Origin of the sequence: Sphingomonas endophytica (assembly GCF_001476895.1) — a bacterium.
Classification (GTDB): domain Bacteria; phylum Pseudomonadota; class Alphaproteobacteria; order Sphingomonadales; family Sphingomonadaceae; genus Sphingomonas; species Sphingomonas endophytica_A.
In genome coordinates this window covers 1-11,887 of sequence record NZ_LDTB01000031.1, presented here as the reverse complement: position 1 = coordinate 11,887, position 11,887 = coordinate 1, and the positions used below count along the sequence as shown (strand labels likewise).

8 protein-coding genes are annotated in these 11,887 nt (G+C 66.4%); 1 reads left to right on the top strand and 7 read right to left on the bottom strand.

Annotation, left to right across the window (positions count from 1 at the left end; all coding sequences use genetic code 11):
* A partial coding sequence (locus NS334_RS09600) for a S8 family serine peptidase (protein WP_342585539.1) occupies positions 1-2,070 on the top strand: 2,070 nt, incomplete at its 5' end.
* A gap of 323 nt (positions 2,071-2,393) precedes the next feature.
* On the opposite strand, the gene NS334_RS09595 is transcribed toward NS334_RS09600, so the two are convergent.
* The 7 genes from NS334_RS09595 to NS334_RS09565 form a co-directional block, all read right to left on the bottom strand.
* Positions 2,394-3,140 carry an SDR family NAD(P)-dependent oxidoreductase gene (locus NS334_RS09595; RefSeq protein WP_058755753.1) on the bottom strand — a complete coding sequence of 249 codons (747 nt, stop codon included), beginning with the start codon at positions 3,138-3,140 and terminating at the stop codon, positions 2,394-2,396.
* A gap of 262 nt (positions 3,141-3,402) precedes the next feature.
* The gene (locus NS334_RS09590) at positions 3,403-4,347 is read right to left on the bottom strand and encodes a TauD/TfdA dioxygenase family protein (RefSeq protein WP_058755752.1); all 945 of its coding nucleotides are present in this window, start codon (positions 4,345-4,347) and stop codon (positions 3,403-3,405) included.
* A 44-nt stretch (positions 4,348-4,391) separates the two neighbouring features.
* Positions 4,392-5,750 (bottom strand): MFS transporter, encoded by a 1,359-nt coding sequence (locus tag NS334_RS09585; protein WP_058755751.1) that lies wholly within the window; start codon positions 5,748-5,750, stop codon positions 4,392-4,394.
* Positions 5,751-5,761: 11 nt separating this feature from the next.
* Positions 5,762-8,194 carry a TonB-dependent receptor gene (locus tag NS334_RS09580; RefSeq protein WP_058755750.1) on the bottom strand — a complete coding sequence of 811 codons (2,433 nt, stop codon included), beginning with the start codon at positions 8,192-8,194 and terminating at the stop codon, positions 5,762-5,764.
* 434 nt (positions 8,195-8,628) lie between these two features.
* Positions 8,629-8,811, bottom strand: coding sequence for a YezD family protein (locus NS334_RS09575; RefSeq protein WP_058755749.1), 183 nt, complete (start codon positions 8,809-8,811; stop codon positions 8,629-8,631).
* 27 nt (positions 8,812-8,838) lie between these two features.
* A complete protein-coding gene (locus NS334_RS09570; protein WP_058755748.1) occupies positions 8,839-10,683 on the bottom strand; it encodes an arylsulfatase in 1,845 nt (614 codons plus the stop codon).
* A gap of 43 nt (positions 10,684-10,726) precedes the next feature.
* Entirely contained in the window at positions 10,727-11,656 is a 930-nt protein-coding gene (locus NS334_RS09565; RefSeq protein ID WP_058755754.1) for a formylglycine-generating enzyme family protein, read from the bottom strand.
* Positions 11,657-11,887: the final 231 nt, after the last annotated feature.

Genomic DNA, 11,887 nt, shown 5'->3' with positions numbered 1-11,887 from the left:
ACCCCGGTCCCCACACCCGCGCCGACGAGTTCGGCGGCGGACAGCGCGGAATATCGCGCCTCCGCCGCACCGTCGCTCGCGAACGCCGCCTTTGCCTATGATCGCGGCATCACCGGCAAGGGCGTGACGATTGCGGTGATCGACAGCGGGGTCGCGACCGGATCGACCCAATTTTCCGGCCGTCTCTCGGCTGACAGCACCGGTTTCACACAAACCGTCGCGCGCTGCGCCACCTGCCCCGTCGAGACCGTCGCTCCCTTCCCGATCGACGACCGCGTCGGGCACGGCAGCGCGGTCGCGGCGATCGCCCTGGGCGCGCGCGACGGCGCGGGTTCGCACGGCATGGCCCCCGACGCGACGTTGCTGGCGCTCAAGATCGTGGCACCGGACCTGACCGCCACCGGCCGCACCGTGCCGGAAGGGACCGTCCCCAACTCGTTCCTGATCCCGGCGGCGTTGCGCTATGCGGTCGGCAAGAACGCGTTCGTCAGCGTGCTGGCGTTGGACGGCGCGGCCGAGGGCGCGCTCGCCGATGATCTCCATGCCGCGATGAACGAAGTGCGCGCCGCCGACCGACTGGTCGTGCAGGCGCTTCCCAACAGCGACGACGGCGTCAGCACCGGCATCGCGCAGGCACTGGTCGGCAACGACCGCAGCAATGCGCGCTGGTTCCTGTACGCGGTTGCGGTCGATGCCAAAGGCGCGCCGCGCGACGGCAACGGCGATCCGGGCGCGCTTGCCGATCGGATGCTGGCCGCTGCGGGAAACGGCATCGCCGCGATCGATGCGACCGGTGCGACGACGACCGTCACCGGCAACAGCTTCGCCGCGCCAGCCATCGCCGGGGCGGCGGCACTTCTGAAGCAATATTGGCCGCAACTGGGCGGCGCCACCATCGCGCGCATCCTGCTCGACACTGCCACCGATGCCGGCGCGCCCGGCGTCGACCCGGTCTATGGCGCGGGATTGCTCAACGTCGCCAAGGCGATGCAGGCGCAAGCTCCCGCCAGTTCCTTCGTCGCCGCGCAGGCGGTCCTGACGCGCTTCTCGTCACTGACGTTATCCGCGCCCTTCGGTGCCGGCAGCGGACTATGGGACGCCGTCGGCACGATGACCGTCACCGATCGTTACGGCCGCGATTTCGCGATGCGCGGGGCGACCGGTCTTCACCGCATGGGGTCGGGGCTGCGCGTGATCAACCTGACCGGCGTCTCACTTTCGCCGCCGCTCGCCGACGCACCCCGGTTCGGGCTGACCGGCGACACGATCGGCGCCTGGGGCAGCGTCCGCCCGATGGCCCCGGCGGTCGTCCGTGTCGCGCCCGCACCGGGCCAGCACCTCACACTGGCGGCGCAGGTCGCGCTCGACGACACCGCCGGCATGGCGGGAACGCCGTTACGCGCGGTGCTCGCCACGCCCACTGGCCTGTTCCTGTCATGGGATGGGCACGGCTGGTCGGCGTCGGTCGCAAGGGGCGACGCCCGCGACGGTCGTGCGTCGATACGTCAGGTCAGGGTGACGACGCCGGTCGGACTCGGCGCGGAACTAGGCACGCTCCACGAACGCGGCCGGATCCTCGGGTTGAGCGGCGGTCCGTCGATCGGCATCGCCGGCGCGCGCAGCACGGTGGCGACCTTGCTTGCGCAACGTCGCTTCTCCGGCGTCGATCTGACCGCCCGAGCCACCGTCGTCCGCACCCATGTCGCGGGGGGTTCGGACCTGCTCCGCTTCCCTCGCCCGCTGCTCGCGACCGCTTTCGGGATCAGCGGTGCCCATCCGCTCTTCGGCGGCGTCGCCACGCTGGGACTGTCCTCACCGCTCCGCGTCGATCGAGCCCGGCCAACGGTGCTGAAGGCAGTCGCCTTTGACCTGGAACACACCAGGTCCACCGATGCCGCGACCACAATCGATCTGAAACCGCGGGTGCGCGAGCTGGACTTGGAGTTCGGTTGGTCGGCGCGCTGGGGCGAACGCGCCACAATCCGCGTCGGTGCTGCCCATGCGCATGCGGCCGGGCATGTCGCCAATGCGCAGGAAACTGCCGGCTTCGTCAGCATCGCCATTCGTTAGCGATCCCGTACGCCGAATATATTCGCCCGTACCGCCGGTCTGATACGAGCCTCTCCACCGGATGCGCCTGGATCTCTGAAGGCGAACAGCGGATCGAACCTGTACCACCAAAGCCATACGGTCTCGTCGCGGATGTCGATCATATGCACGGGAAGCAGGTAGTCCACGTTCTGCAGGTTGCAGCACCGCCCGCCTGATCGCCTGAGGCGACCGATCGAAGAAGCCGAACCGACCGGGCGGCTTGTCCCGGGGCAGCGCGCGGAACTGCCCTGCCCCGCCATCACTCGCTGCCGCCACGGTGCACTTACATCGGCAGCGTCAATTCAGCTGTTTCGCGCCACCTGAAATCCGGCAAGCGATTGGCTAACCGGCATCAATTCGAGGCGATTGATGTTCAGATGCGGCGGTAGCGTCGCGATCCACAGTACCGTAGCGGCAATATCATCGGCGGTCATCGGAGCGGAGCCGCCATAAAGCGTGTCGGACGCCTTCTGGTCGCCGCCCGTGCGCACCAGCGTGAACTCGGTTTCCACCATGCCAGGCTGGATGGTGCTGACGCGAACGCCGGTACCGTGGAGATCCGACCGCAGGTTCAGCGAAAATTGCTCCACGAACGCCTTGGTGCCCCCGTAGACGTTGCCGCCGGTGTAGGGATAGCTCCCGGCGACCGACCCGATGTTCACGATCGCCCCTTTGCGCGCGATGATCGCGGGCAACAGCCGGTGCGTGATGGCGACAAGTGCCGTGACGTTGGTGTCGATCATCGTGCGCCATTGCGCGAGATCGGCATTCTGTGCCGGCGCCGTGCCGAGCGCGAGGCCGGCATTGTTGACCAGCAGGTCGATGCCCCGGAATCGCTCGGGCAAGGCATCCAGCGCGGCGTCGCGTGCGGCATCGTCGCGAATGTCGAAGGTGACGGCATGAACGCGCTCACCATGTTCATCGGTCAGCGCCTTCAGTCGATCCGCCCGGCGACCGGTCGCGATCACCTGCCATCCCGCATCGACCAGCGCCCGCGTGGTGGCGCGGCCGATCCCGGAGGTTGCGCCGGTGACGATCGCTGTCTTCATGGTCGTTGTTCCTTTCGCTTCGACGATCCCGCATCGTCGGCGCTCCCGACGAACGCGCCGGGTTCGAGCGTCAAGAACCCGTTACAGTTCCGCATCGGGACGCGCAAAAGGCTGTTTCGATCCAGCCGCCGCGTTGCCGAAGCGGTCCCGTTACGCCAGGGCAGGTAGGCGACCGAAACATGATTTTCCTAGACGGCGCAGTCGGTTTGACGGAGCCCTTCGACGTTATGGCCCGCCCGGACAGTCCGGGCGGGCCGCATCATCAGGCGGCAGCCGGAGCCGGAACGGCAGGGGTGCCCGCCGCGGGTTTGACGGCGCGACTCTCGGTGCCGTCGATGCCGCGCGGTGTATCCCCCGCCACGGTCGCGCGGCGGAGGTGGCGGGGCTGCACCCCGAAATCGGCGACAGCGCGGTGCTGGGTCGCCCGATTGTCCCAAATCGCCACATCCCCCACCTGCCAGCGCCAGCGGACGACATTTTCCGGCTTGGTGATGTGATCCTGCAGGATCGCGAACAGCCGTTGCGAGTCCGCGCTGTTCAGCCCGACGAAGCGCTTGACGAAATGGCCGAGCAGCAGCGACCGCTCGCCGGTCTCGGGATGGACACGGACCACCGGATGCTCGGTTTCGTAGACGGTCGAGGTGAAGACCTTGCGATGTTCCTCCTGCGCCTGGGACGAGCGGCCCAGCACCTCGGCATAGTCGTAATCGTTGCTGTGAACCGCCGTCAGCCCGTTGACGAGGGTGCGTAGCGCTTCCGGCAGTTCCTCATAGGCGGTCGCGCCATTGGCCCAGACGGTGTCGCCGCCCGCCTCCGGCACGACCAGCGCGCGCAGGATCGACGCCTTGGGATAAGCGGGTACGAAGGTAACGTCGGTGTGCCAGCTCGACGCGGCATAGCCCTCCTTGGAATGGAGATCGAGCAGATAGCGCGATCCTTCCGCCACGGGCACGGTCGGATGCGCGACCGGATCGCCGAGCAGCGCGGCGAAGGCCTCATGCTCCGCATCGCTCAGATGCTGCGCACGAAAGAAGATCACCTTGTGCCGGTTGAGCGCGGCCTGGATCGCCGCGACGGTCACCGGGTCGAGATCGCCGCCCAGCCGGATGCCACGGATCTCGGCCCCGATCCGCCCGGCGACCGGATGGATCTCCAGCGGGCTTTCGGCGTCGGCGGCATTGACGAACCTGTGTACAAGAGCAGTCATGACAGTCTCCTTCTTCGTCGTTGACGGGTGTGATAAGGGGTGGGTCAGCCGGCCCGCGCGGCCAGCGCGCGGCGGATGCGTTCCTGTTCTGCCTGGCCGAGCGGAAAGCCGTAGAGGCAGGCAGCGGACATCAGGTGGGCCAGCGCCGGGCCGAGCGCGAAGACATACAGCAGTCCGTCGAGCGCCGCGGGCGTGTTCGGAGCGGTCGGCGAAAAGCCGAACCAGGCGACCAGCGGCAGGGCAATGCCGATGGCGGCGGCCATCCCGGCCTTGCTGGTCAGGCTGAACACCGAGAAGAAAAGGGTCGTGCGGTCAGCCCCGGTTTGCAACCGGTGCTTGTCCGCGACATCGGCGACGATCGCGCGCAGCATCAGATTGCCCGATCCCTGCGCCAGTCCCTGCGCCAGTGTCAGCGCCAGCAGCAGGGGAAATCGCGCGGGCGTGACCAGCAACAGGCCAAGGTTGATCGCCACCTGCACCAGTTCGCCCAGGATCGCGGTCCTATGCTTGCCCAGCCGCGCGGCGATCCGCATCCAGATCGGACCGGCGGCGATGCCGAACACGAACTGGAACAGGAACAGTCCGCTCGCCCAGTCGGGTCGGCCCATATAGGCGCCGACGAAGAACACGATCAGCGCCGAGCGGATGAGCTGGCCCGTCGTGACCGCGAAATCCGAGGCGATGACGCGCAACAGCAACCGGTCCCGCGCTATCAGCATCAGGGTCTGGCCGAATGGCAAGCTTGCCCGGGCCGACCGCGCGCGAGGCCTGTCGTCGACCGCCGAGAAGGCGAGCGGCAGGGAAAGCGCCAAGCCGCCGATCACCACGAGCCCGAACGAGGCGAGCTTGAGTGCAGCGTCCTCGGGATAGAGCTGGTCGATGATCGTCGGCAGGACCAGTACCAGCAGCAACGACAGCGATCCCGCCACGGTGCCGTAGGTCGCGATGCGCGTCCGCTCATGATAATCGTCCGACAGCTCGCCCGACCAGGCAAGATACGGGATCTGGATCATCGACCAGCCGAGGTAGAACAGGAACAGCCCGATGCTGAGCAGCATCGCGCCGAAGCCGGGCGGCGGGAAGAACAGCACCCCCGCGGCGGCCGCATAGAGGGCCGCGCCGGTCACGATCCAGCCACGTCGGCTCCCGCTGCGATCCCCGAGCATCCCGATCAACGGATCGGCCACCGCGCCCCAGATCCGCTCCAGCAGGAAGATCAGCCCGATCGTGGCCAGCGGCAGGCCATAATGCTGGGCATAGATGGCAGGCAGATAGACCGCGAGCGGCCCCTGCGCGGCATAGATCGGCAAGGCGAGCGACGAAAAGGCCGCCAGCCGCAACGGAGAAAGGCGGCCGCCGGATCGCGACGGCGCGGTGAAAAGGGATGCGTGAAGTGTGGCCATTGCTCCAATCCTCACAATGTCGTGCGAAGGGTGGCGCCCCAGGTGCGCGGGTCGCCGACGATGCCGGTCACCAGCCCGGTGTTGCCGGGCGAAAGCGTCTGGAAATATCGGGTGTCGCCCAGGTTGCGGACCCAGGCCGACAGGTCCCAGCGCGCATCCTCGCGGCGCAATCCGATCCGCAGGTTGAGGATGCCGTAGCCCTCGATCTCGCCGAAGCGCGAATTGCTGGCCGACGTGTTGAGCGAGGAGCGGTGCGAATAATCGGCATGACCGTAGAGCTCGGTCGAGCGTTCCAGCCACTGCCCGACCGGTTGCCCGAGATCGGCGCCCAGCGTGTAGGTGAATGTCGGAACACCGGCGAGCGGCCGCCCGCTCAAATCCTGAATACCGCCGCGATCCAGACGCTCCGGGGCTTGGGGTGCGTTGCGATAGTCGCGATAGGTCGCATCGGTATAGCTGAACGACGCGCTCAGCGCCGCCCGGCGCACCGGCGTCCAGGCCAGGTCACCCTCCACCCCGCGCGAACGGACCGAGGGGATGTTCGCGATATATTGGCGATAGGTGACGGTATTCGCCTGCTGTTCGGTGATGCCGGTCTGGTAATCGGCAACATCGGTCCAGAAACCGGCGAGGTTCAACGTCACGCTGCGATCGAACCACTGCGACTTCAGACCGACCTCATAGGCGTCGACCTTTTCCGGGCGGACATGGGGATCGACCCCGGTCGGCAGCGCGGTGAGGTTGAGCCCCCCGGACTTGCTGCCCCGCGAATAAGAGGCATAGACCAAGGCATCGGGCGCGACCCGGTAGGACAGGGTCGCGAGCCCTGAGAGGCTGTCATCCGTCAGCCGGGTCGTGAAGTCGAGAAACGGGTTGAATTGATTGCGGATCGCCTGGGCGGCCGCACCGGCGGCAGCGGGCAACGTCGACAGATTGGTGCCCGCTACCGGAAACTGGCGGAACCGGCCGTCCTTGTTCTCATGCGTGTAGCGCAACCCCAGCGTCAGCTGCAGCGCGTCGGAGGCATTCCAGGTCGCCTGACCGAAGGCGGCCACGCTCCTTGTCTGCGGCGTGGAGGTGGAATGGGACTCGAACCCGGATAACGCGGCATTGCCGATCGCTGCCGGAACTGTCGGCAGGAACCAGTTGGCGGCGGCGGGGCCATAGGCGGTCGCGCCATAGCCCCGGACGATCTGCCAGAAATAATAAGCGCCGATCACGTAATCGATCCGGTTCTGCCCGGTCGACGCGAGCCGCACTTCCTGGCTGAATTGGCGCTGGCGGTTCGCCTGCTGCGCCTTGGTGACGACCGGCAGGGCGGTATTGTCGCCGTCATTTGCCGGATCCCAGTCCCACCAGCGATAAGCGGTGATCGACGTCAGCGCCGCATGGCCCAGGTTCCAGTCGACCTGCGCCGACGCGCCATAGCTTTGCATGTTGGACTGATACCGGCTGTCCGACTCCCCGCGCCGGGCGAACGGATCGACGGGCAGCGGCGTGTGTCCCGCGCGCGTGGTGCGGTCGCGGAAATTGTTGGGGATCGCCGTCCCGCTGTCATAGCGGCCGAAATAATCGGCGAAGATGCCCAGCACGAAATTCTGCTTCTGCCGCGCATAGTCGCCGATCAGCCGGATCGACAAGGCAGGGTCGGGCGTGATCAGCAACTGGCCGCGCGTGGTGAAATTGTCGTAATCCTGCGCGCGCCGTCCGGTGGTGACATTGGTCAGGAAACCGTCGCGATGCGTGTCGGCGATGCTCAGGCGATAGGCCACCTTGTCGGCGACGATCGGTCCCGACAGCGAACCGCGCACCTGATGATAGCCGTAATTGCCGAGCGTCGCTTCGCCCGCAAATTCGGTCGTCCAGCTCGGCGCGCGAGTGGTGATGTTGATCGCCCCGGCGGTGGTGTTCTTGCCGAACAGCGTCCCCTGCGGACCCCGCAGCACCTCGATTCGGTCGAGGTCGACCAGATCGAACTGCGACTGGCCGACACGACCGTAGAACACATTGTCGATATAGATGCCGACGCCGTTCTCCAGCCCGTCATTCGTCACCGCGACGTTGGAGCCGAGCCCGCGGATATTGATGTTGGTGTTGCGCGGATTGAAGCTGAAGATCTGGAGGCTGGGCACCAGTTGCTGCACCTGGCCCAGGGTGAAGTCGCCGGTCTTCTCCAGCGTATCGGCGCTGACGACGCTGAGCGCGATGGGGACGTCCTGCGCACGTTCCTGACGACGGCGCGCGGTGACCACGACATCGCCACCTGCATCGACGGCATCGCCGCCTGTATCGATGCCAACCGCTGCGCTGTCGGGCGCGGCGGCGCGGGTGGACGGGTCGACCGCGACATCGCTGGCAACGGAGATCAACGGGCCGGTCACGCTCGGCCGTCCAGCGGCCGTTGCCCCCGACACCGCGATCGTGGAGGCGCCCGACAGGGCCATCAGGACAAGACAACGGGCACGGCTCCGCCGTCCGCCCGCAACGGTGGTCGAAAACGACAAAATCTGGAACTCCCTCTTCCGATCGGATGCGGCCCTGCGGCCGACGCCCGTCGCGAACCTTCGATCATGCTCTGCGTCAAACCCGCGCGCAGGCACTGCGGGCAGAACCGGACATGGTGTCTATGAAATCCGTCGCATCACATTCCCCTACGCATCAGGGGGAAGACACGAAGCCTGGCGCTGTCGCCTCGGCATCGTGCGCTTTAGCCGTTGGTGACGCGGAGCAAGCTGCATCCCGATCAAAAGCCGCGGGCCTAAATCCGACGATGCCGGGAGCGGTGGCCATTCGCTCGATGCAATTTATACTTTTCCGATAGGATTTACGTCAATGATTGCTTTGGTATCAGGCGCGAAAGCCCCGGTGCGCGGCAAACTCAATCCGGGAAGCGGCGTCTGCGTGTCACGTCCAGCTGGACCACGCGCCCGGCATGGACGGTGAGGAGGACCGACCCATAGTCCAGAACGGCCAGCGCCTCCGAGATCGCGCGCAGCGCGGCCTCATGGCGGGACGGCGGGGGCGGTGCGTCGATGCCGAGGGGCAAGGGGTCGATCCTCATGTCCGGTCCTTCCGTTCCTGGTCGCGATCAGCGCGCGGTTCCGCCTTGGCGGGCGGCGCGGGCTCTGTTCTGAACGTCTTCCCAGGTGATCAGCGGATACAAGTTGTGCGCCTGCGCCTCCTGATCGAACAGGATCTTCAACGCCGCCAGCTTCGTTGGATACTTAGCCGCCAGGTCGATCCGCTCGGTGGGATCGGCGTCCAGGTTATAGAGCCGCCAGACGGGCGTCTCGGTCCGCGCTCCTGCTGGTGCATTGAACGAGCGGGAGGCGGCCAGCGAGGCCTTCCACCCATCCTGATAGATGGCTCGCGCACCGAAAATGTAATAATATTGAGTCCGGCGCCGCGAAGGGGCCGTCGTGTCGTCAATCGAATAGGCGAGCGAGGTTCCCTCGATCGGCTGCTGCGCGATGCCGCGGATCGTCGTCGGCGCGGTGACCCTGGCCAGTTCCAGCGTCGTCGGCAGGATGTCGATGACATGGCCATATTGCTGGCGGACACCGCGTGCGGTGATCGCCTTGCGGTAAGACAGGATCAACGGATTGCGCGTGCCGCCCTCGCAATTGGCGTCCTGCTTCCAGCAGCGGAACGGCGTGTTCGCCGCCTGCGCCCAGCCGAGCGGGTAATTGACCTCCACCCCCTCCGGCGTTCCGATCTTGTCGATCAGCGCCAGATTGTGCGCCAGGTTCGCCGTCTCTTCCAGCGGCGGCGCAACCAGGCTGCGGTCGACATCACCGTTCAGCGTACCCTCCTTGCTCGCGCCATTGTCGCCGACCATGACCACGAACAATGTATTGTCGAACTGTTTGATCTGTTTCAGATGGTCGACCAGCCGCCCGATCTGGGCATCGGTGTAGCTGAGATAGGCGGCATAGACCTCCATGAACCGGGCATAGAGCTTGCGTTCGTCGGGGCTCAGGCTCGTCCAGGCCTTGATGGTGGGTTCATGCCGGGGAAGCACGGCGTTGGCGGGGATCACGCCCAGCTTCTTCTGCCGCGCGAACACCTGCTGGCGATACACGTCCCACCCGGTGTCGAACTGGCCGCGATAGCGGTCGCGCCATTCGGCCGGAACCTGATGCGGCGCATGGGTGGCGCCCGGCGCGTAATAGAGGAAGAACGGCTTGGGCGCTGTGCCGGCCGGGGCGGCGCGCTGCTGGCGGTCAATGAAGCTGATCGCCTTGTCGGTGATCTGCTCGCTCAGATGGCGTCCATCGGGCGCGACGTGCGCCTGATCCTCAACCAGATCGGGCTTGTACTGGTCGGTCTGCGACCCAAGGAAGCCGAAGAAGTGATCGAAGCCCTTACCCGTCGGCCAGCGATCGAACGGCCCGGCATCGGTGGCATCGTCGTCCGGAGTCACGCCATACTTGCCGACCGCGAAGCTGTTATAACCGTTATCCCGCAGGATTTCGGCGATCGTCCCCGCGGTGGACGGCAGGCGACCGTCCCACCCCGGAAAGCCCGCCGAAAGAGAGCGGTGCGAGAAGCCGGCCTCATGCACGGACGCGCTATTGCGCCCGGTCAGCAGGGCCGCACGGGTCGGCGCGCAGATCGCGGTGGTATGGAAATTGGTGTAGCGCAGGCCCTGTTGCGCCAGTTCGTCCAGCCGCGGCGTGGCGATTCCACCACCGAACGTGCTGGCCGCGCCATATCCGACGTCGTCCAGGAGTATCCAGACGATGTTCGGCGCGCCGGCGGGAGCGCGCACCGGGGCGGGCCAGACCTCGGTCGACTCCGCCAGCGTGCGCCCGATCTTGCCCTTAAACGACCGATTCTCTGCCTGGGGCTGTTTTTCCGGCTGAGACTGGGCTTGCGCCTGTCCGGTGGCGAGCGACAGGATGACGGCCAATGCCGTCATGGAACGTCTCATCTCATTTCCCCTTTACTGGTGACGTCGGTGATCCTCGCCGCGGCTATTGCCGCTCCACCGCGCGCCGCTTCGGCCGCCACACGCATCGAAAGCCGATATGCGTCGCCCCGGTGTCGATGGGCTGCGCATGGCGCGCCGCCGGTCGATAACGCTGGCAGTAATTCTCCGCACACAGATGCGACCCGCCCTTCAGGACCTTGCGCGCGATCCGTGCGCCCGGAGCCTCGCGATCATAGCTCTCGCCCTTCGGGGCCCCACGCGGATTGTCGATGACGCAGCATGACCGGGCAGGCGGCGTGGCGCGCGCGTACCAGTCGTCGGTCCATTCCCAGACATTGCCGATCATGTCGTACAAGCCGTGATCATTCGCCGGATAGAAGCCGACGGGAGAGGTCCGCGCCCAGCCATCGGCCTGGTCACGGACCAGCGGAAATTCGCCCCGCCAGTAATTGGCCAGCAGCCGGCCCTGCGGCGCCAGCTCGTCGCCCCAGGCATAATCGGCCTGCTCCAGCCCGCCCCGGGCAGCATATTCCCACTCCGCCTCGGTTGGCAGCGACTTGCCCACCCAGCGCGCATAGGCGGCGGCGTCCTGATGGGCGACATGCACGACCGGATGATCCTCCAGCCCCTCGATCGAACTGCCCGGGCCGTACGGGTGACGCCAATCCGCGCCGAAGACGAACTGCCACCACTGGCGATGATCAGTGGCGCTGTGCAGCCGGGGCGGGGGCACGAACACCGACGATCCGGCCTTCGCCAACTCGGAAGCCATGCCGGGGTAGTCGCGCGGATCAGGGGCGGTCTCCGACAGCGTACGATATCCGGTGGCCGCGACGAAGGCGGCGAAATCCCGATTGGTGACCGGGTGGGTGTCGATCCAGAAGCCGTCTACCCGAACCCGCCGAACCGGGGTCTCCTCGGGATAGAAGCGGTCAGACCCCATGCGGAAAACGCCGCCCGGGACTTCTGTCATCGTGGATCGATCCGCCAACGCGCTGGCTCGCCGCTCCTGATGGCGCGAGAAGCGCGACGTCGCCGATTTGGTCGTATGCACGGCCCTGCCCCCGGTGATCGCCATACGGTCTTCGATGGCAACCGTAATTACACATCAGATTGGTAGGAATTGCGCCCAGATTATTTCTTGCTGAGTCCGAAGGCCAACTTTCGAAAAGCAGTACCCCAGGCGCGTCGGATGGCCGGGGGG